A 20,346-nucleotide genomic window follows, 5' to 3' on the forward strand; every position below is an offset into this window, starting at 1 on the left:
GACCCGGGCGGGCGCCGCCGGCCGGTACGGCCCGCCCGTGCGACCGCTGTGCGCCCGTGCCCTGTCCATGCGCGTGTCCGCCGCATCCCGTAGGTCCGTAGGGTCGAACGGCGCTGGAGCTTTGGCGGAGCCCCCCAGGGGGCATGAGCCGGACAGCGCGACCGCCACACCGCCGCACTACGGTTCCCGACCCCGGGGAGGGCACGTGCTCAGCGCTGCACGCACACGTCGCACGGACGGCGCGGACGCCGCGGACGTCATCGTCATAGGAGCCGGGCTCGCCGGGCTCGCGGCGGCCCGACGGCTGGTGGGAGCCGGGCTCGCCGTCACCGTCCTGGAGGCCGCCGCGGGGATCGGCGGCCGGCTGGCGACCGACGAGGTGGACGGCTTCCTGCTCGACCACGGCGGACGGTTCCTCTGCGCGGACTGGCCCGAGCTGACCGGGACGCCGGGGCTGGAGGCACTGGCGCTGCGGCCGCTGGCCCCCGGCGTCGTGATCCGCAGCACCGAGCGCACGGCCCGGATCAGCGGGACCCGCGCCGTCCGGCCCGCGCCGGGCACGGCCGTGCCGCCGCCGGGGCTCGGAGGCACGGGAGGCGCACGCCACCCGGCGCGCGCCCTCACCAGTGCGCTGGACGCCGCCCGGCTGCGGAACCAGCTCGCCCGACTGGCCACCACACCGCCCGCCCGGCTCCTGGCCCGCGCCGACCTGCCCGCCGGGCGGGCCCTGGCCGCGCGCGGCGTGCCCGCGCGCGTCGTCGAGGCCATGCTGCGCCCGCTGGTCGGCGCCCTGCTGTGCGACCCGGAGCTCACCACGTCCAGCCGGGTCGTCGACCTGGCGCTGCGCTCGTTCGCCCGGCACGGGCTGTGCCTGCCGGCGGGCGGCGCGGCGGCCGTCCCCCGGCTGCTGGCGGCCGGGCTGCCGCGCGGCACCGTGCGCACCGGGGTGCGGGCCGTCGCCGTCTCGGCGAACGCGGTCGAGACGGCGGACCACGGCACGCTCGGCTGCCGCGCCGTCGTCATCGCCACCGGCGCCCCCGACGCCGCCCGGCTGCTGCCGGGGCTGCGGGTGCCGGGCTTCCACCCCGTCACCGTGCTGCACCACTCCGCCGACGCCGCCCCGCCCGCCGGCGGCGGGGCCCTGGTCCTCGACGCCGACCGGCGCGGCCCCGTGGCGCACTCCGTGGTGGCCTCCGCCGCCGACCCCTCCCGCGCGCTCCCCGGCCGCACCCTGGTGACGTCCGTGGTGCTGGGCCGCGAGGCGGCCGACCCGCCGGGCGTGCTGGACAAGGCGGCGCGCCGCCAACTGAGCGCGCTGCACGGCGTGGACGCGGACGCCTGGGAGCTGGTCGGCGCCTACCACCGGGCGCACGCGGCGCCCGCCGTTCCCGCGCCGCACGACGCCCACCGCACGGTCCGGGTGCTCACGGGGCTGTACGTGTGCGGCGACCACCGCGACGTCGGGACGCCGCAGGGCGCGCTGCGGTCGGCCGCCCGGGCGGCCGACGCCGTGTGCCGGGACTTCGGCGTCCGCCGCCCGGCCGCCCCGGTCGGGGCGGCCGCGGCGTAGCCGCGCCGGGGCGCCGGCCCGGACCCGCCCCGTCCGGGCCGGCGTCACCCACCGGCCATCCGACCTCTGCCCAACTGGTGGGTAACTGCCTTAGCCTTGCGCTGACTTGGTCTCCCCCACCAGCGAAGGCGGCCCCCCGTGCGCATGTCCTCGTCCCTGGCCGCGGCGGCCCTCCTGGCCGCCGCCGTCGCCGTTCCGGCCCACGCCGACCCCCGCACGTCCGACGCCGACACCCTCTCCTACGCCCAGAGCACCGGCGTGGGGGTGCACAACGCCTACGCGCAGAGCCGCTACCCCTACCTGGCCGACGCCCTCGACTCGGGCGCCGCGATGCTCGAACTCGACGTGTGGACCAACGGCTTCGGGGTCGGCTGGCGGGTGGCCCACAACGCGCCGCTGTGGAACGAGAACAACTGCGTCGACGCCGCCACCGCCGCCGAACTGCGGACCGGGAGCCGGAACCGGGACCTCGCCGGCTGCCTCGCGGACCTGCGCGCCTGGCACGACGCCGACCCCGGCCACCGCCCGGTCCTGCTGAAGATCGAGATGAAGGACGGCTTCAACGGCACCGGCGGACGCGGCCCCGCCGCGTTCGACGCCCTGGTGGAACGCGAGCTGGGCGACGTCCTGTTCCGCCCCGCCGACCTGCTGGGAGCGCACGCCACGCTGGACGACGCCGCGCGGGCCGGGGCCTGGCCCACGCGGGAGGCGCTGGCCGGGAAGTTCCTGATCCACCTCATACCGGGGACGGTCGAGCGGGGCAACCCGTTCGACTCGCTGTGGACCGACGTCGAGTACGCCCGGCACCTGCGGGCCCTGGCGGCGGCCGGGACGGCCGAACGGGCCGTCGCGTTCCCGGCGGTCCTGCGGGCGGAGTCCGGCGACCCGAGGGCCCGGTACGCGGACGCGGGGCTGCGTCCCTGGTTCGTCGTGTTCGACGGGGACGCCGCCGCGTACGCCGCCGGTGCGATCGACACCGCCTGGTACGCCGACCGGGGCTACCTGCTCGTCATGACCGACGCCCACGCCGTCCCGCCCGCCGTCGACGCCCGCAACCCGACGGAGGCCGAGGCGCGGGAGCGCGTGCGGGAGCTGGCACGCGCCCACGCCTCCGTCGTCAGCTCCGACTGGACGCCCCTGCCCCAGGTGCTCGGCACCGTCCTGCCGCGCGGCTAGCTCCGCGCGGCGGGCCCGTCGCGGCAGCCCGACGGGGTCGAGGCGGTACTCCTCCACCCGCGGCGCCCTCCGTCCGGCCGGCGCCGTCAGTGCGGCATGGGGATCTCGAAGTGCACCGTGCTGACGCCGGGGCCGTGTTCGCCCGTGGTGCGGGCGTCGAAGACCTCCTTGGCCACACTGCGCCAGAACGCCTCCGCGCCCTCCACGTTGACGTTGGTGTGCAGGTAGATGCTGTCGTAGCCGGGTGTCCCGGCGGCGAAGTCGCAGGCCCGCCGCACCAGCTCCCGTGCGAGTCCGTGGCGCCGGTGCCCCGTCCGCACGTACACCCGCACGATCTGGGCCGTCGTCACCGGGGGGTAGCGCTCGACCAGCCAGCGCGGGTGCGGCGGATGGTTCGGACCACCGGACCGCACGCCCGTGGTGGCGACGACCTCCCCGTCGCACACGGCCACCAGCAGCAGGTGTCGGGGGTCGTCCAGGTAGGTGGCCGCGAGGTCGACGACGTCCCGGTGCCACGCGGGCACGTAGCCGTACCCGAACTCCTCGTAGAAGGTGTCGAGCATCAGGCGCCGCGCTCCCTCCACGTCGGCGGGCAGGGCGGCGCGGACGGTGTACGGGGTGGCGAGCGGTGCGTCGGACATCACGCCTGTTCTTTCGGTCGAGGGGAGCAGGGGCCGCCGTCTCGCGCGGCGAGAAGATGACGGCCGATCAGGTGACAACGATAACCGTTATGGATAGTGTGCGCCTCGATCAACCCGCCATGCGCCCCGGGGTGCGCGGCGGCACGTCTTGAGTTCCTCACCCGCCTTGTGAGAAAGGGAAGCCGTGGCTCACCTGCTAGTGGTCGAAAGCTGGGTCGGATCGATGAGCAGGCTGCTGCCACGCGCGATCCGCGAGGCCGGCCACGAGTTCACCTTCCTCACCCGGGACCTGCACCACTACCTGCGCACCGCGCCGGAGGGCACCGCCCACCCGCTGCTCGGCGCCCGCCACGTGCTGACGGCCGACACCAACGACGCCGAGAGCCTGCTGCCGTTCGTCGAGCGGGCCCACCGGGCGCTGGGCTTCGACGGAGTCATCACGTCCTGCGACTACTACCTGCCGACGGCGGCCCGCGTCGCCGCCCGGCTCGGGCTGCCCGGAGCCGATCCGGAAGCGATCGAGGCGGCGTGCCGCAAGGACCGGACGCGCCGTCTGCTGGCCGACGCGGGCGTACCGGGCCCACGATTCGCCGTCTGCCGGGACTGGGCCGACACCGCCGCGGCGGCGCGTCGGATCGGCTATCCGCTGGTGTTCAAGCCGGTGGACCTGTGCGCCGGGATGTACGTCCGGCGTGTCGACGACGAGGAGGGGCTCGCACGCGCCTTCCGTGCCCTCGCGGACTTCCCCCTCAACGCGCGGGGTCAGCGGCGCGACCCGGTGGTCCTGCTCGAGGAGCTGCTCGAAGGGCCGGAGGTCAGCGTGGAGACGGTCTCCTCCGGTGGGACGGCGCACATCGTCGGCGTGACGGACAAGAGCGTCGGCGGAGCGCCCGCCTTCATCGAGACCGGCCACATGTTCCCCGCCGCGCTCACGCCGGGGGACGCCGAGGCGGCCTGCGCGACCGCGCGGGCGGCGCTGCGGGCGCTGGGGTTGGACCACGGCGTGTCCCACACCGAGATCAAGCTCACGGCCGACGGCCCCCGGATCGTGGAGGTCAACCCCCGTCCGGCCGGGAACCGCATCACCGAGCTCGTCCGTCACGTGACCGGGGTCGACCTCGCCGCCGCGTGCGTCGACGTGGCCCTCGGACGCGAACCGGACCTGCGCCGGCGCGACACCGGTCTGCGCAGCGCCGCCATCGCCTTCCTCGTCCCGGACACCGCCGGAGTGCTGGAAGCCCTCGACGGCGCGGACGAGGTGCGCGCCGCCCCCGGCCTCCTGGAGTTCCAGGCGCCCGAGCCCGGCCGCACGGTGAAGGTCGCGGGCAGCAACAACGAGTACCTCGGACACGTCATGGCGGGCGACGCGGCCGGGACGGGCGCCCGCGACCGTGCCGAAGCGCTGCTCTCCGTACTGTCGCCGAAGGTCGTGAGCCGATGACCGGGATCACCGCCCCGCCGGCCACCGTCTCCTCCTACGCCGAGCTCCTCCAGCGGGTACGCGGCGGTGACCTGGGGCCCGACCCGCGGACTCAGCGCATATCCGTCGCCTTCACCACACGCCAGTCCGTCCGGCACGACGGACGCGGCGGCGGCTACCGCAACGAGGTCCTGAGCCTTCGGCTGGCCGAGGCGACCGGGTCCTGCGCGGTGGAACCGGGCGAGCTGCCCGCCGACGCCGTCGAGGACTGCGTCGGCGCCGACGTCGCCCGGCTCCTGGACCACGACCTGACGGCCGTGCGCGTGGCGGCACTCGACGCCTACCTGTCCCACGCCCTCCCGCACCAGCCCGCCCAGGGGGCCCGGGACTACCCGCTGCCCGCCGGGACCTCTCTGGAGAAGTCCCGGGCCCGCGCGCGGGCCGTCGTCGAACTCCTCGACGTGCGGCGGGGAGGCACCGTTCTCGTCGTCGGGGTGGTGAACTCCCTGCTGGAGGCCCTGCGGGCCCGAGGGCTGAGGTACATCCCCTGCGACCTCAAGGGCGGCACCACCGAATGGGGCGAACCCGTGCGCCGGGACGCCCCGGCGGAACTGGACCGCTGCGACGCCCTCCTCGCCTCCGGCATGACCCTCGGGAACGGCAGCTTCGAGCCACTGCGTGAGCACGCGCTGCGCCACGGGAAACCACTGGTGATGTTCGCCCAGACGGGGAGCGCGGTGCTGCCGCGCCTCATCGGGGCGGGGGTCAGCGCGGTGTGCGCGGAACCGTACCCCTTCTTCTGGCTCCACGGCGGCCCGGGAACCGTGCACCGCTACGGCGGAGCGCTCTCATGACCGCGGCCGTACTCAGCCCCGCCGGGAACCGGGAGCTGCTCGCCCTGCTCGGCCGGACGCCGCTCGCCCGCGTCACCGCCGACCTGCCCTGCCCCCAGCCCGGCTTCTGGGCCAAGCTCGAAGGGCTCGGCGTCGGCGGAATGAAGGCGCGGGCGGCCGTCGCCATGCTGCTCGGCGCCCGGGAGCGCGGCGAGTTGGCGCCCGGCGCACCCGTGGTGGAGTCCACCTCCGGCACCCTCGGCATCGGTCTCGCCTTCGCGGGCCAGGCGCTCGGGCACCCGGTCGTTCTCGTCGGCGACGCCGAACTGGAAGCCCCGATGCGGCAGTTGCTGCGCGCGTACGGGGTGCGACTGGAGCTGGTCGACCGGCCGGCCGACCCCGGTGGCTGGCAGGCCGCCCGACTGGCGCGGCTGCGCGAACTCCTGGCACGGCTCCCGGACGCCTACTGGCCCGACCAGTACAACAACCCGGACAACAACGCCGGATACGCCTCCCTCGCGGCGGAACTCGCCGCCCAGCTCGATCACCTCGACGTGCTGGTGTGCAGCGTGGGGACCGGCGGCCACAGCGCGGGCGTCGTCGCCCCGCTGCGCCGGTACTGGCCCGGCCTGCGGTTGATCGGCGTGGACGCCACCGGCTCGACGATCTTCGGGCAGCCTGCCCGGCCTCGGCTGATGCGGGGCCTGGGCAGCAGCATCCATCCCCGGAACGTCGCCTACGAGGCGTTCGACGAGGTCCACTGGGTCGGGCCGGCCGAGGCCGCCGACACCTGCCGACGGCTGGCCAGGACCACGTTCGTCAGCGGCGGCTGGAGTACCGGTGCCGTGGCTCTCGTGGCCGCCTGGGCCGCGCGGGTCCACTCCGGTGCCGTCGTCGCGACCGTCTTCCCGGACGGCCCGCACCGCTACCTCGGAAGCGTCTACGACGACGACTTCACCGACGCCCACGGCCTCGACCTGAGCACGGCGGCGGCCCGCCCCGTCGAGATCCCGCATCCGCGCGCCGTGGAGGCGACCGGCTGGGTCAGGTGCCGGACGGTCACCGATCCGCTGGCCCCCGCCGCCGCCCCGCCGCCCTCGGGAGAACGCACGTGAAGCTCACCCAGCACACCGTGCGCCTCCGGCTCACCGAGCCCCTGCGCATATCCCGCTCCACGATGGCGGCCCGCGACGCCGTCTGGGTCTCCGTCGAGCACGAGGGGCGGCAGGGCCACGGCGAAATCGTCACCAGCGTCTACTACGGCCTCGACGCCGCCGCCATCGCCCGGTGGCTGCGCGGAGCGGCCCGGGAGCTGGTCCGCTTCCCCGACCCGGAGACCTGCCTCGCCGCGCTGCGCGACGGCGAGTGGCCCCCCGCCGACCTGCCGCCCGCCGTGGCGGCCGGGGTCGAGGCCGCGCTGCTCGACCTCTGCGGCAAGCGCGCGGACGTCCCGGCCCACCGGCTGCTCGGCGCCTCGGAGCCCCCGTCCGCCGCGACCGCGCGCACCATCGGCATCATCTCGCCGGGCAGGGCCGCGGCCCTGGCCGACCGCCTCGCACGCGACGGGTTCAGCGTCCTCAAGATCAAAGCGGGCGCCCCCGACCCGTACGACGACCTCGAACGCGTACGGGCCGTGCGCACCGTCGCGCCCCACGCGCGGTTGCTCCTCGACCCCAATGGCGCATGGACGGCCGAGACGGCGGCGGACTTCATCCCGCGCTTCGCGGAGCTGGGCGTCGAGGCCGTCGAGCAGCCCCTGGCCCCCGGCGACCCCGAGGCGCTGGCGAAGCTCGCCGAGCGTTCCCCGCTGCCCGTGATCGCGGACGAGGACGCCGTCGGGCTGGAGGACGCCCGGCGGCTGGCCGGGCGGGTGCGGGGCGTCAACGTCAAACTCGCCAAGTGCGGTGGCGTCTTCGCCGCGCTCCGCATCGCCGATCTCCTCCAGGGCAGCGGTACGGACCTGATGCTCGGCTGCCTGACCGCGAGCACCCTCGGCATCGCGCCCGCCGTGCACCTCGCCGACCGGGCCCGCTGGGCCGACCTGGACGGGCATCTGCTCCTGGCCCACGACCCGTGGAGCGGCATCGGCGGCGCGGACGGCACCGTCGCGGTGAGCGGTGGCCCCGGTCTCGGGGTCCGCCGTCGCGCCGACGAGGGGGCGGGGCGGGCGTGAAGACGTGGCAGCAGGTGCGCGACTTCCCGCTCGCCATCCGACTCCTCCTGGTCAACCAACTCGGCGTGAACATCGGCTTCTACCTGCTGATCCCGTATCTCGCCGTCCACCTCACCGAGAACCTGGGCATGTCCGCCGCCGTCGTCGGCATCGTCCTGGGCGTCCGCAACCTGAGCCAGCAGGGCCTGTTCCTCATCGGCGGCTCCGCCTCCGACCGGCTCGGCGCGCGCGGCGTGATCATCGCGGGCTGCGCGCTGCGCACCGTCGGCTTCGGGTTGTTCGCGCTCGGCGACGGGCTGGCGGTCCTGCTCGCCGCCTCGGTGCTCAGCGGTCTGGCCGGGGCGCTGTTCAACCCGGCCGTCCGGGCCTACCTCGCCCTGGAGGCCGGCGAACGCAAGGCCGAGGCGTTCGCCCTCTTCAACGTGTTCGCCACCACCGGTGCCCTGATCGGCCCGCTGCTCGGCAGCGTCCTGCTGCTGGTCGACTTCCGCACCTCCGCGGTCACCGCCGCGGCCATCTTCGCGGTACTCACCGTCGCCCAGGCCCTGGTGCTGCCGCGCCGCGCGGCCGTACCGAGCGGGAACAGCGTCCTGGCCGACTGGCGTGAGGTCGTCGGCAACCGGGCCTTCGTGGCGTTCGCCCTCGCCATGGTCGGCCTGTTCACCATGGAGAACCAGCTGTACCTCCTCCTCCCCGACGGGGCCCGCAGGGCGACCGGTTGGGACGGGGCGGCGGGCCTGGTCTTCCTGACCGGCACGCTCGCCAACCTGTGGCTGCAGCTGCGGATCACGCGGAGGCTGAAGGAACGGGGCAGCCGGGCGCGGTGGATCAGCGCGGGCCTGGCGCTGATGGCGCTCTCCTTCCTGCCGCCGATGCTCGTGACGGGCGGGGGCACCGCGCCGGGCGGCGTCGGCGAAGCCGTCCTGCGCTCGCTGCCCGTGCTGGCCGGGGCGCTGCTCCTGTACGCGGGCGTCATGGTCGCCCAGCCGTTCGTCATGGAGATGATCCCCGCCTTCGGCAGGCCCGAACTGACCGGCACCTACTTCGGGCTGTTCTACGTGGTCTCGGGCATCGCCGCCGCGGTGGGCAACACCGTCGTCGGGTGGGCCATGGACGCGGGCGAGCGGGCGAGCGCGCCCTGGCTGCCGTGGGCGTGCTGCGTCGCCTTCGGTCTCACCTCCGCCGTCGGCGTCGCCTGGCTGCACCGCCTCCGGGCCCTTCCCGGCCGCCCCGCCCCGGCGGCCGCGACCGCATGAGGAGACACGTATGACCACCGACGCGACCGGCGGCAACCTGCTGACCGACAACCCGGCGCTCTACGAGGCCCGCTTCCCCGACCCCGAACGTCTCGCCGGCCGCTGGGCCGAGGACTGCCTGCGGCGGTACGGAGCCGGGCCGCGCGTCCTGGACACCGGGTGCGGCACCGGGCGGGACGCCGCGTACCTGCACCGGGCGGGGCGCACGGTCACCGGTGCCGACCTGTCCGAAGCGATGCTCGACCACGCCCGCGTCCACCACCCCGGACCCGGATACGTCACCGCCGACCTGCGCCTGTTCGACCTCGGGCAGGACACCTTCGACGCCGTGGTGTGCCTGGACAGCGCCCTGCTGTACTGCCACACCAACGACGAGCTCGACGGCTTCCTCGGCTCGTGCCGCCGTGCGTTGCGGCCCGGCGGTCTGCTGGTCGCCGAGATGCGCAACGGCGCCTTCTTCCTCGGCCGTACCGAGCTCCTCGACGCCCCCTCGGTCCACCGCTTCACCTGGCGGGGCGTCGGCTACCGCTCCACCACCACGTTGTCCGTGGACCGCGGCGCCCAACTGCTGCGCCGCACCCGGGTATGGACGGCGGACGACGGCTCTCCGCCCACCGAGCAGCGGTCCGCGTGGCGCCTGCTCCTCCCGCAGGAGCTGCGTCATTTCCTGGCCGTCCACGGCTTCGAGGTCCTCGCCCTGCACGACGGTCCGGGGCCGCGCACCGACCCGCCGTGGCGCGAGGGGGACCTCCCCCGGTCAACGGCCGACGCCGACCGGCTGCACCTCGTCGCCCGCCTCCAGCACGGCCTCTGAGCCCGCCCACCGTCCGCCGCCGCCCCCCACGGCCCTGTATCCGCTCGCACCGCAAGGACACCGCCATGCACAAGACTCGCGCCTCCGCCCCCGTCGCGTCCCGCTTCCCGGAGCTGCGCCGCCGCGGCTTCCTCGCCGCCGCCGGAGGGGTGGCCGGTGTCGGCGCCCTGACGCTCGCCGGCTGCACCGGCGGCTCCGCGTCCTCGGAGGCCGCCGCCGAGGAGGACGGCAAGCCGCGGCGCGGCGGACGGCTCCGCGCGGCCTTCGCGGGCGGAGGCGCCGGCGAGACCCTGGACCCGCACCTGAGCAGCCTGTTCTCCGACGTGGCGCGGGCCAAGGCGCTCTTCGACAAGCTCGCCGACTACGGTCCGGACCTGTCGGCGCAGCCGAGGCTGGCGGCGTCGTGGGAGTCCGACGCCGGGCTGAAGCGCTGGACGGTCACGCTCCGCGAGGCGGAGTTCCACGACGGCCGGCCGGTCACCGCCGAGGACGTCCTCTACAGCTACCGCCGCATCGCGGACCCGGAGCAGGCGTTCCGCGCCAAGGCGTCGCTGGAACCCATCGACCTGGAGGCCAGCCGCGCCCTCGACGCGCGCACCGTCGAGTTCGTCCTCAAGCGTCCGACCGCCGAGTTCCCCAACGTGCTCGCCGCCTTCGGCGCCTACATCGTTCCCGAGGGCCCGCAGGACTTCGACACGAAGCCCGTCGGCAGCGGACCGTTCCGCTTCATCTCCTTCGCACCCGGCCGCTCCGCCGTGTTCGCGCGCAACGACGCGTACTGGGAGGGGGCACCGCACCTCGACGAGTTGGAGATCGTCGTCGCCAACGAGGAGTCCGCCCGGATCAACGCCCTGCTGGGCGGCCAGGTCGAGTACGCGCACGAGCTCAACCCCACGACCGCCCGGGCGCACGAGGGGAAGGGCCGGATCGAGATCGTCCGGCTGCGCAACAGCGCCATGCAGGCGTTCGTCATGAAGACCGACCGGCCGCCCTTCGACGACCAGCGGGTTCGCGAGGCGTTCTTCCTCATCGCCGACCGCCGGGAACTGGTCGACGGCGCCCTCTCCGGCGCGGGCGAGGTCGGCAACGACCTCTTCGGGAAGGGCTACGAGTACTACGCGGCCGACCTGCCCCAGCGCGAGCAGGATCTCGACCGGGCCCGGGCGCTGCTGAAGGAGGCCGGAGCCGAGAACCTCAAGGTCACCCTCGACACCTCGCCCGTCGCCTCGGGGTTCACCGAGGCCGCCACCATCTTCCGCGACCAGGCCGCCGAGGCCGGTGTCACCATCACCGTCAAGACGGGCAGCAAGGACAGCTACTGGAAGGACATCCTCGACTCCGGGACGTTCGCCTCCTACCGCTCCGGAGCCATGCCCATCGAGGCACACATCTCCCAGCGTCTGCTCACCGACTCCACGACCAACGCCACCAAATGGCAGCACGAGGACTTCGACGCCCTCTACCGGCAGGCCCAGTCCACCCAGGACAAGGAGGAGCGCGCGGCCGTCTACGCGCGCATGCAGCGGCGTCTGCACGCCGAGGGCGGCTTCCTCATCTGGGGCTTCGGCGACTGGATCATCGGCACGGCGCGCACCGTCCGGGGCGTGGCGTCCAAGGCCCCCGCCAACTCCCTCGACTGGGCCCGCTTCGACAAGGTCTGGCTCGCGTGAGCGGAGTCCGCTCCTGGGTGGTACGGCGGCTGCTGCTCGGCCTCGGCCAGACGGCGGCCGTCGTCCTGCTCGTCTTCGCCCTGACCGAGGCGCTGCCGGGGGACGCGGCCGTGGTGCTCGCCGGTGACCAGCCCGACCCGGACCGGATCGCCGCCATCCGCGAGGCCATGGAGCTGGACCGTCCCGCGCACGAACGTCTCCTGGACTGGGCGGCCGGGCTGCTGCACGGCGACTTCGGCACCTCACTCGTCTCCGACCGGCCCGTCTCCACGTATCTCGCGGACGGTTTCGGACCGACGCTGCTCCTCGCCGGCCTGACGGTGGCACTGCTGGTGCCGACCGGGGTGGGCCTCGGGGTGCTGGCCGCCCGCCACGAGGGCCGGTTCGTCGACCGGCTGGTCAGCTCGACGACGCTGGGCGTCTACGCGGTGCCGGAGTTCGCCTTCGGCGTGCTGCTGATCACCGTGTTCGCGCTGCGCCTCGGCTGGCTGCCGCCGACCGCCGTGGGCTACGGCACGGACCTCCTGGGCCATCCGGCGGCGCTCGTGCTGCCCGTCGTCGTGCTGCTGTCGCGGCCGGTGTGCTCCCTGGCCCGCCTGGTGCGCGCCGGCATGATCGACGCGCTCGACTCCCCGTACGTCGCGCACGCCCGGCGGTACGGCCTGTCGGGCGTGCGCCTGCGGTACGCCCACGCGCTGCCCAACGCGGTGGCGCCCGCCGCCCAGCAACTGGCCCGCACGATCGACTGGCTGCTGGGCGGCGTCATCGTCGTGGAGGCGCTGTTCGTGATCCCCGGGCTCGGCACCGTACTGATCAACGCCGTGGCCGAGCGTGACGTGCCCGTGGTGCAGGGCCTCGCGGTGGTCTTCGGACTCTCCACCGTCGTCCTCAACCTGGGGGCCGACCTGGTCACCCACCGCCTCACCCCTCGGGCGGGGGTGGCCGCATGAGGTCCCGCGCCGCACTCGGCGTCCTGGTCATGGGCGTGCCGCTCGCGCTGGCCCTGCTGGGGCCGCTCTTCGCGGGGGAGCCGGGCCCGCGGGCCGCGTCGTTCACGCTCGGGAACGGGCACTGGCTCGGCACCGACTTCACCGGCCGCGACGTGGGCCGCGAGATCCTGCTCGGCGGCCGGTCGGTGGTGCTCGTCGCCCTCGCCGCGACGCTGCTCGCCTACGTGGTGGCGCTGCCACTCGGCCTGATCGGCGCGCTGACCCACCGGACCTGGCTGGAGGAGCTGCTGATGCGGCCGCTGGACGTCCTGCTGGCCGTTCCCTCGCTGCTGATGATCCTGCTCGTGGCCTCGGTCCTCACCCCGGACGCCACCGGCCTCGCGCTGCTGGTGGCCCTGGTCAACATCCCGGACGCCGCGCGGATCGTCCGGGCGGCGGCCGCGGAGGCGGCGTCGCGCCCGGCGGTCGAGGCGCTCCGCATGCAGGGCGAGACCTGGTGGCGGATGGCCGTCGGCTACGTCGGCAGGTCGGTCGCCCGGACGCTCGCCGCCGACGCGGGCGTCCGGCTGACCGGGGTGCTGTACCTCGTGGCGACGGCGGCGTTCCTGGGCGTCGGCGTCGCCCCCGACGCCTCCGACTGGGCCGTGATGGTGGACCGCAACCGCACGGGACTGTTCGTGCAGCCCTGGGCCGTCGTGGTGCCCGCACTGCTGATCGTCGCATTGACCATGGGGGGCAACCTGCTCTTCGACGCCCTGCTGGAGAAGAGGAGGCGGGTGTGACCGTCGTCGCCGAGATCAGGAAGCTGCGCGTCGAGACGGGCGGTCGGGCGATCGTCGACGGAGTGGACGTGCGACTGGTGGCCGGGCGGATCACCGCACTCGTCGGTGCGTCCGGCAGCGGCAAGACCACCACGGGGCTCGCGCTGCTCGGCGCGTACCCGGCCGGCGCGCGGGTGTCCGGTGAGGTGCGCACGGTGGACGGGCTCGTCGGATACGTGCCCCAGCACCCGGGTGCCGTCCTCAACCCCGCCCGCCGCGCCGGCGCCCTCCTGCACGACATCGCCCGGGTCCAGACCCGGGCGATGCCCCGGGCCGAGCGCCGGGCCGCCGCCCGGGAACGGGTGCTGCACGCGCTCTCCCTCGCCCAGCTCCCCGACGGCGAGACTCTGCTGCGGCGCTACCCGCACCAGCTCTCCGGCGGGCAGCAGCAGCGGCTCGTGCTGGCCCAGGCGCTGCTGGTCGGCGCCCGGGTCGTCGTCGCGGACGAACCGACCACCGGACAGGACGCGCTGACCAAGCGCCGTGTCGTCGACCAGCTGGCGGAGGTCGCCCGGCAGGGCATCGCGGTGCTGCTGCTCAGCCACGACCTCGACGTCGTACAGGCCCTCGCCGACGAGGTCCTCGTCATGCGGGACGGCAACGTCGTGGAGTCGGGCCCGGCGGACCGCCTGTGGCACGCGCCACGGCACCCGTGGACCCGCGAGCTCCTCGCCACGCCCCCGGCGAGCGCCGGCCCGGCGCCGGCCGAAGGGGCCGGCCCCGTACTCCAGGTCCGCGACCTCACCGCCCGGCACGGCGGCACCGTCGTGCTCCGTGCCGACGTCCTCAGCCTCGGCGCGGGCGGGTGCCTGGCCGTCGTCGGCCGTTCCGGCAGCGGCAAGACGACCCTCGCCCGCTGCCTGGCCGGGCTCCACCGTGACCACGACGGTGACGTCCTGCTGGACGGAGTGCCCCTGCCGCGCAGCCTCCGCGCCCGCAGCCGCGGCCAACTGGCCTCCGTCCAGTACGTCTTCCAGGACGCGCGGGCCGCGTTCGACGAGCACCGACCGGTGGTGGACCAGGTGGCCCGCACGGCGGTGCGACTGCGCGGCGTGGCCCCGGACCGGGCGCGGGCCGAGGCGCTGGACGCCCTCGCCGGTCTCGGCCTGACCGGGGAACCGGTCCGGCGCGGACCGGACGAGCTCTCCGGCGGCGAGCTCCAGCGGGCGGCCCTGGCGCGAGCGGTGCTGGCCCGGCCGCAGGTCCTCGTCTGCGACGAGATCACCTCCGGTCTCGACACGGTGACCCGGCGTTCCCTCCTGGACGTGCTCGCCGCGCTGCGGCGCACGCGTCCGGACATGGGTCTGATCCTCATCACCCACGACCTGGACGTGGCGGCCCTGGCGACGCACGTCGTCGTCCTGGACGGCGGCGAGCTCGTGGAGCAGGGGCCGACCCGCGAGGTACTGTCCAGGCCCCGGCACCCGTTCACGGTCTCGCTCACGGAGACCTCGGCGCTGCTGACGGCTCGGGCACGGGTCTGAGGACGGGGTCGGAACGACTCCGCGCCAGCGGTCGGGAACGCCCTCTGGGGTGGGGGACGGGGCCCGATTATCGTTCGGGCATGTTCGAATCGCGGCACATCAAGACGTTCCACGAGGTCGTGCGGACCGGGTCCTACACGGCCGCGGCCCGGGCGCTCGGCTATACCCAGCCCGCGATCACCCAGCAGATCAAGGCGCTCGAACGGGCCGTGGGCGCGCCGCTGTTCGTCCGGGTGGGGCGGCGCATGCGGCTGACCGAGGCCGGGGAGACGCTGGCGCGGCACGCGGGCGTCATCCTGGACACGATGGCCGTCGCCCACCAGCAGATGCGGGCGCTGCGGGGGCTGCGGACCGGGCGGGTGCGGGTGTGCGCGTTCCCCAGCGCGGGGGCGACGCTCGTCCCGGAGGCGCTGGCGCGGCTGGCGGCGGGCCGCGCCGGCGTCCGCGTCGAGCTCCAGGAGAGCGAACCGCCGGACTCCCTGCACCGCGTGGTGCGGGGCGCGTGCGACATCGCGCTGGCCTTCACCTATCCCGGGCTGCACGAGGAGGTGCCGCCGGAGCTGGTGGAGATCCCGCTGCTGGAGGACCAGCTGACGGTCCTGCTGCCCGCCGGGCACGCCATGGCCCGCCGCCGGGCGGTGAAGCTCGCCGAGCTGGCGGACGAGCGCTGGATCGCGGGCTGCCTGCGCTGCCGGACCAACTTCCTCCACGAGTGCGCCGAGTTGGGCTTCGCCCCCGACATCGTCTTCACCACGGACGACAACCTGGTGGTGCAGAGCCTGGTCGCCGAGGGGCTGGGCATCGCGATGATGCCGGGGCTCGTCCTGTCGTTCCTGGTGCACCGCAAGGTCGTCGGGCGGGCACTGGACCCGGCGTCGCGACGCCAGATATCCGCTTATGTGCTGCGGGAGCACCTGGAGGTGCCGGCCACGGCGCTCGTGCTTGACGAGCTGAGATCCGTGGCGGCGAACCGGGTCGGCTGCTGACCCCCACCCGTTCCATAAGCACATGTTGGGGGAAGGCGAAAGAACCCTCGTTGGACGTGATGGCAGGGCGGCGGGACGCTTTCGCCATGACCCCCTCAACCGACTCCACCGCCTTCGGAACCCGCACCACCGACCGCCTCACCGGTCTGGTCGACGAGATCCGCGACGTCGTCGGCCGGGGCCTGCCGCCCGACATCACCGCCTACCTCGTGGGCGAGAGGCTGGGCCCCCACCTGGGCACAGCGGACCTGCTCACCCCGCAGCAGCGGGAGGGCGACCCCGAGCACTACCGCCAGCACCTCCTGCACGCCGAACCGGGCGGCGGGTTCTCCGTCGTGGCGCTGGTGTGGCTCCCCGGGCAGCGCACGTCGGTGCACGACCACGTCTCGTGGTGCGTGACCGGTGTCCACGAGGGCGAGGAGCGGGAACGCCGCTACCGGCTCGTGCCCGCGACGACCAACGGCGGCCGGGCCCGCCTCGTCGCCACCGAGGAGGTGGTGAACCCGCGCGGCGCCGTGTGCGGCTTCGCCCCTCCCGGCGACATCCACCGCGTGTGGAACGGGTGCGCGGACACCGCGATATCCCTGCACGTCTACGGCGCCGACATCTCCCGGCTGGGCACCAGCGTCCGGCGCGTCTACGACGTCCCCGCCGACCGCTGATGGCGGCACCGGCCGCCCGCGCCGCCCGCGCCGACGCGCCGCGCGGCGTCCGGTGGGCCGTTCGGCGCGGCGCGGGGCACGGCGCGGGACGAGGTGTGCGGGGCGCGGGGCGCGGACCGGAGCGCGCCGCCGGGCCGCTGCCGGGGCTCGCCCTCGTCGCGGCGGGCGTCTGCGCCGCGTTCGGCGTGCACCTGCTGGTGCCGACCGTGCCCGTGCTCACCGCCGCGATGGTCCTGGGCGTGGCCGTCGCCCACCTGCCGCGCGCGGGCCGCTTCGCGCGCGGCCGGGGACGGCCCGGGCTCTCGCTGGCCGGGCGGCGCCTCATGCGGCTCGGCATCGTCCTCCTGGGCCTCGAACTGAGCCTCGGCCAGGTGCTGGACCTGGGCTGGGGGACGGCCACGATGGTGGTCGGCGTGGTCGTCGCGACCTTCTTCGGCACCCTGTGGCTGGGGCGCAGGCTCGGGCTGACCGGCGATCAGCCGCTGCTCGTCGCGACCGGCTACGCGATCTGCGGCGCGTCCGCGATCGGGGCCGTGAGCGAGGTGCGGCGCAGCGACGAGCGCGATGTCGCGGCCTCCGTCGCGCTGGTGACGCTGTGCGGCACGCTGGCCATCGCCGTCCTGCCGCTGCTGCACCAGCCGCTGGGCCTGAGCGACGCGGAGTTCGGTCGCTGGGTGGGGGCCGGCGTCCACGACGTGGGGCAGGTCGTGGCCACGGCGCAGACCGCCGGGTCGGCGGCCCTGGGCGAGGCCGTGCTGGTGAAACTCCTGCGCGTGGTCCTGCTCGCCCCGCTGGTCGCCGTGCTGGCCGGCCTGGTGGCGCGCCGCCGCACCGGCGGTGCGGCGGGGGTGCGGCGCCCGCCGCCGGTGCCGCTGTTCGTCGCCGGTTTCCTCGCCGCCGCCGCCCTGCGCACCACCGGCGTCCTGCCGGGGGGTCTCCTGGAGGGCGCCGCCACGGTCCGCGAGGTCCTGCTCGCCGCCGCGCTGTTCGGCCTCGGCAGCGGCGTCTTCCTGCCCGCGCTGACCGGGACGGGACGTCGCATGGCCGCCTTGGGGGCGGCCGCCTGGGTCGTCGTCGCGGGGCTGTCCTACGGGGGCGTGCTGCTCACGGCGTGACGCGGCCGGGGCTCACGCCCGGCGGCGCAGGGCCTCCCGCACGGCGTCGTCGGTGCGGGCCACGAGCGCCGTGCCGTCGTCGGCCGTGATGATCGGCCGCTGGATCAGGCGCGGGTGGGCGGCGAGCGCCGCCGTCCACTTCGGCCGGGTCGCCGCGTCGCGCGGCCAGTCCCGCAGCCCCAGCTCCCGCGCGACCGGCTCCTGGACGCGGGTGACGTCCCACGGTTCCAGGCCGAGGCGGGCCAGGACGGCCTCCAGCTCGGCCTCGCTCGGCGGGTCCTCCAGGTACCTGCGGACCGTGTACCCGGCACCGGCCGCGTCGAGCCGGGTGAGGGCGCTACGGCACTTCGAGCAGGCGGGGTTGATCCAGATCTCCATGCGGGCCCACTCTACGGCGGGGGCAGCGGGGTTCGTACGCCCCGGTGTTACCTGCTGGTAAGTCACGATTTCGCCGGAAAAGTGTCGTTCTCGTCTTGTCAGGCGCACAATGAAAGCGCGGCCAAGGCTTGCGTATCCAAGCTCTGAAGGGGGCGAGTCGAAATGGCCTCAGTCTCACACCGGCGGGGTGACCTGGCCGGTCACCCCGACGCCACCGAAATGCGGGAACGCTACGATCGCGTGCTCGGCGGCAGGGACGTGGCGCTGGTGGACGGGCCGGTCTTCCTGCTCGGTCTGTACTGCGCCGTGTCCCCCTGGGTCGTGCACTTCTCCGGCAACCAGGCGTCGCTGACGACCCACAACCTCATCATCGGTATCGCCCTCGGGCTGATGGCGCTCGGCTTCACCATGGCGCCGGACCGGATGTACGGCCTGAGCTGGGCGATCTGCGCGGTGGGCGCATGGCTCATCATCTCACCGTGGGTGGTGGGAACCAGCCCGGACGCGGGCGTCGTCCTGAACCAGGTCATCGTCGGCGGTGTCGCCTTCCTCCTGGGTCTGGCCTGCGCCGCGACGGCGATGCGCGTCAAGCGGGCGAACGGCTGACCGGAGCCGTCCCGCACGGGGCGGCGGCCCGGTCCACGCGTGAACGTCCACCCATCCCCCTGTGGCAGACGGGAGGTTTCCCACCGCGGCGGCGCCGCTCCCCCTCTCCAGCCCGATGCGGAGCGGCGCCGCCGCCTGTCCGGACCGGCCCGGGCGGGGAGTGCGCCCCCGTAGGCTGGCCCGCATGGCTCTGCGGACCACTGCGGCGGTGGGGGCGGCGCTCGGCGTCCTCGGCGCGGCCCAATGGCTGGGCGTCCGGGCGCCCCGGCGCGCCCGGCCCGGGGTCGCCCTCACGGCGACGGCCGCGTTGCTCGGCGTCGCCCGCGCGGCGGGGCTCGGCCGCGACGACCTCGGTCTCGCACCGTCACGGCTGCGGGCGGGCGCGCGGCTCGGGGGCGCGCCCGCCGCCCTCGTGGGCGTCGGGTACGCCGCCGGTGCGGCGCTGCCGGCGACGCGCGCGCTCTTCGCGGACCGCAGGGCCGCCCGGACCCTCCCCGGCGCGCTGCGCCAAGCCCTCGTCGACGTTCCGCTCGGCACCGTCCTGCTGGAGGAAACCGGCTTCCGGGCCGTGCTGCCCGCCCTGCTGCGCGAGCGGTGCGGCGCGGCGGGCGCGGACGCCGTCGCAGCCGCCCTGTTCGGGCTGTGGCACGTCGTGCCGTCCGGCGCGCTGGTCGAGGCGAACCCGGCCCTGGCCCGCGCCTCCGGGGGTGGCGCGCGTCCAGGCCGGGCCGCCACGGCGGCGGGCAACGTCGTGGTCACCGCCGCCGGGGGCGCGCTGTTCGGGCTGCTGCGGCGGCGCAGCGGCAGCCTGCTGGCCCCCGCCCTGACGCACACCGCGCTCAACGCGTTCGGGTACCTCGCGGCGTACGCGGTGCGACGCGCGGGGGCTCCGTCCCGTCCCCGGTGAGGTGGTCGGTGAGGATGCGGCGCAGCTCCCGGGCCGCCCGGGGCGGGGAGACGTCCGAGCGGTGGGCCACCGAGATCGTGCGGTGCAGTCCGGGCGGGGCCAGCGGCGTCGTCCGCAGCCCCGAGCGGTCGGCCACCATGCGCGGCACGACGGCGAGCCCGAGGCCGGCCCGGACGAAGCCGAGCACGGCGTCCATCTCGCCGCCCTCCACGCTGAACCGGGGCTCGAAACCGGCCGCGCGGCACGCGGAGAGCGTCAGCTCGCGCAGGTCGTAGCCGTGCCGGAACATCACCAGCGGCCGGTCCCGCAACGCGGCGACGTGGAGCCGCTTCCCGGCCGTGGGCGCGGGACCGGTCGGGGCCGACACGACGACCAACTCCTCCCGCAGCAGCTCGGCCGTGACGAGCGCGGGCGCCTGGCCGGGCAGGGGGGTGATGACGAGCGCCAGGTCCAGCTCCCCGGCGGCCAGGACGGCGACCAGATCGCGCGAGCCGCCCTCGTGCACGAGGAGTTCCACGCCCGGGTAGCGGTCGTGGAAGACGCGCAGCACGTCGGGCACGACGCTGGCGCACAGGCTGGGCGGGGCGCCGAGCCGGACCCGGCCGCGGCGCAGCAGGGCGACCTCCTGCACCTCCCGGCGTGCGGTCTCGGTGTCGGCGAGGATGCGGCGGGCCAGGGGCAGCAGCGCCTCCCCCGCGTCGGTGAGGCTCACGTGCCCGCGCGCCCGGTGGAACAGCTCCGTGCCCAGCTCGCGCTCCAGTGAGCGGATCTGCTGGGACAGCGACGGCTGGGCGACGTGCTCGCGCTGGGCGGCGCGGGTGAAGTGCCGGGTGTCGGCCACGGCGGCGAAGTAGCGGAGCTGCTGGAGCTGCATGGGCCCATGC

At 75.2% G+C, this 20,346-nt stretch carries 20 protein-coding genes; 17 read left to right on the top strand and 3 right to left on the bottom strand.

Annotated elements, in window-relative coordinates; translation table 11 throughout:
- The first annotated feature begins 67 nt into the window (after positions 1 to 67).
- Together IF129_RS02015 and IF129_RS02020 are read left to right on the top strand one after the other, a co-directional pair.
- Positions 68 to 1,570, top strand: a complete 1,503-nt coding sequence (locus IF129_RS02015) for an FAD-dependent oxidoreductase (protein WP_191208227.1) — start codon at positions 68 to 70, stop codon at positions 1,568 to 1,570.
- Between the two features lie 144 nt (positions 1,571 to 1,714).
- The gene (locus IF129_RS02020) at positions 1,715 to 2,746 is read left to right on the top strand and encodes a phosphatidylinositol-specific phospholipase C domain-containing protein (RefSeq protein WP_191208228.1); all 1,032 of its coding nucleotides are present in this window, start codon (positions 1,715 to 1,717) and stop codon (positions 2,744 to 2,746) included.
- 86 nt (positions 2,747 to 2,832) lie between these two features.
- Here the strand turns inward: IF129_RS02020 and IF129_RS02025 are convergent, their stop codons facing one another.
- Positions 2,833 to 3,387, bottom strand: a complete 555-nt coding sequence (locus IF129_RS02025) for a GNAT family N-acetyltransferase (protein WP_191207638.1) — start codon at positions 3,385 to 3,387, stop codon at positions 2,833 to 2,835.
- Between the two features lie 184 nt (positions 3,388 to 3,571).
- Here IF129_RS02025 and IF129_RS02030 point away from each other — a divergent pair, with 184 nt between their 5' ends.
- From IF129_RS02030 to IF129_RS02090, 13 genes are all read left to right on the top strand, one after another.
- Positions 3,572 to 4,828, top strand: coding sequence for an ATP-grasp domain-containing protein (locus IF129_RS02030; RefSeq protein WP_191207639.1), 1,257 nt, complete (start codon positions 3,572 to 3,574; stop codon positions 4,826 to 4,828).
- A complete protein-coding gene (locus IF129_RS02035) occupies positions 4,825 to 5,661 on the top strand; it encodes a Rossmann-like domain-containing protein (protein WP_191207640.1) in 837 nt (278 codons plus the stop codon). Before IF129_RS02030 ends, IF129_RS02035 begins: the two co-directional genes overlap by 4 nt.
- On the top strand, positions 5,658 to 6,755 hold the full coding sequence (locus IF129_RS02040) for a PLP-dependent cysteine synthase family protein (RefSeq protein WP_191207641.1): 1,098 nt from the start codon (positions 5,658 to 5,660) through the stop codon (positions 6,753 to 6,755). The genes IF129_RS02035 and IF129_RS02040 overlap by 4 nt, the downstream gene beginning before the upstream one ends.
- Complete coding sequence (locus IF129_RS02045) at positions 6,752 to 7,813, top strand: mandelate racemase/muconate lactonizing enzyme family protein (protein ID WP_191207642.1); 1,062 nt, start codon at positions 6,752 to 6,754, stop codon at positions 7,811 to 7,813. The genes IF129_RS02040 and IF129_RS02045 overlap by 4 nt, the downstream gene beginning before the upstream one ends.
- On the top strand, positions 7,810 to 9,069 hold the full coding sequence (locus IF129_RS02050) for an MFS transporter (RefSeq protein WP_191207643.1): 1,260 nt from the start codon (positions 7,810 to 7,812) through the stop codon (positions 9,067 to 9,069). The genes IF129_RS02045 and IF129_RS02050 overlap by 4 nt, the downstream gene beginning before the upstream one ends.
- Positions 9,070 to 9,079: 10 nt before the next feature.
- A complete protein-coding gene (locus tag IF129_RS02055) occupies positions 9,080 to 9,883 on the top strand; it encodes a class I SAM-dependent methyltransferase (RefSeq protein ID WP_191207644.1) in 804 nt (267 codons plus the stop codon).
- Positions 9,884 to 9,948: 65 nt separating this feature from the next.
- The gene (locus IF129_RS02060) at positions 9,949 to 11,553 is read left to right on the top strand and encodes an ABC transporter substrate-binding protein (RefSeq protein WP_191207645.1); all 1,605 of its coding nucleotides are present in this window, start codon (positions 9,949 to 9,951) and stop codon (positions 11,551 to 11,553) included.
- The gene (locus IF129_RS02065; protein WP_191207646.1) at positions 11,550 to 12,503 is read left to right on the top strand and encodes an ABC transporter permease; all 954 of its coding nucleotides are present in this window, start codon (positions 11,550 to 11,552) and stop codon (positions 12,501 to 12,503) included. The genes IF129_RS02060 and IF129_RS02065 overlap by 4 nt, the downstream gene beginning before the upstream one ends.
- A complete protein-coding gene (locus IF129_RS02070) occupies positions 12,500 to 13,285 on the top strand; it encodes an ABC transporter permease subunit (protein ID WP_191207647.1) in 786 nt (261 codons plus the stop codon). Before IF129_RS02065 ends, IF129_RS02070 begins: the two co-directional genes overlap by 4 nt.
- Positions 13,282 to 14,808: an ABC transporter ATP-binding protein gene (locus IF129_RS02075; protein WP_191207648.1), complete on the top strand. Its 1,527-nt coding sequence runs from the start codon at positions 13,282 to 13,284 to the stop codon at positions 14,806 to 14,808. The genes IF129_RS02070 and IF129_RS02075 overlap by 4 nt, the downstream gene beginning before the upstream one ends.
- Positions 14,809 to 14,888: 80 nt before the next feature.
- On the top strand, positions 14,889 to 15,794 hold the full coding sequence (locus tag IF129_RS02080) for a LysR family transcriptional regulator (protein ID WP_191207649.1): 906 nt from the start codon (positions 14,889 to 14,891) through the stop codon (positions 15,792 to 15,794).
- Positions 15,795 to 15,880: 86 nt separating this feature from the next.
- Complete coding sequence (locus IF129_RS02085; protein WP_191207650.1) at positions 15,881 to 16,456, top strand: cysteine dioxygenase family protein; 576 nt, start codon at positions 15,881 to 15,883, stop codon at positions 16,454 to 16,456.
- On the top strand, positions 16,456 to 17,571 hold the full coding sequence (locus IF129_RS02090) for a YeiH family protein (RefSeq protein ID WP_191207651.1): 1,116 nt from the start codon (positions 16,456 to 16,458) through the stop codon (positions 17,569 to 17,571). The genes IF129_RS02085 and IF129_RS02090 overlap by 1 nt, the downstream gene beginning before the upstream one ends.
- A gap of 12 nt (positions 17,572 to 17,583) precedes the next feature.
- On the opposite strand, the gene IF129_RS02095 is transcribed toward IF129_RS02090, so the two are convergent.
- Complete coding sequence (locus tag IF129_RS02095; protein ID WP_191207652.1) at positions 17,584 to 17,949, bottom strand: ArsC/Spx/MgsR family protein; 366 nt, start codon at positions 17,947 to 17,949, stop codon at positions 17,584 to 17,586.
- Positions 17,950 to 18,111: 162 nt separating this feature from the next.
- Between IF129_RS02095 and IF129_RS02100 the strand changes: the two genes are divergently transcribed.
- Both IF129_RS02100 and IF129_RS02105 read left to right on the top strand, forming a co-directional pair.
- The gene (locus IF129_RS02100) at positions 18,112 to 18,555 is read left to right on the top strand and encodes an SPW repeat protein (RefSeq protein ID WP_191207653.1); all 444 of its coding nucleotides are present in this window, start codon (positions 18,112 to 18,114) and stop codon (positions 18,553 to 18,555) included.
- 184 nt (positions 18,556 to 18,739) lie between these two features.
- The gene (locus IF129_RS02105) at positions 18,740 to 19,462 is read left to right on the top strand and encodes a CPBP family intramembrane glutamic endopeptidase (RefSeq protein WP_191207654.1); all 723 of its coding nucleotides are present in this window, start codon (positions 18,740 to 18,742) and stop codon (positions 19,460 to 19,462) included.
- Here IF129_RS02105 and IF129_RS02110 read toward each other — a convergent pair.
- Positions 19,395 to 20,336 (bottom strand): LysR family transcriptional regulator, encoded by a 942-nt coding sequence (locus tag IF129_RS02110; RefSeq protein ID WP_191207655.1) that lies wholly within the window; start codon positions 20,334 to 20,336, stop codon positions 19,395 to 19,397. The genes IF129_RS02105 and IF129_RS02110 overlap by 68 nt on opposite strands.
- Positions 20,337 to 20,346: the final 10 nt, after the last annotated feature.

Source organism: Streptomyces chumphonensis (genome assembly GCF_014779715.1).
GTDB lineage: Bacteria > Actinomycetota > Actinomycetes > Streptomycetales > Streptomycetaceae > Streptomyces > Streptomyces chumphonensis.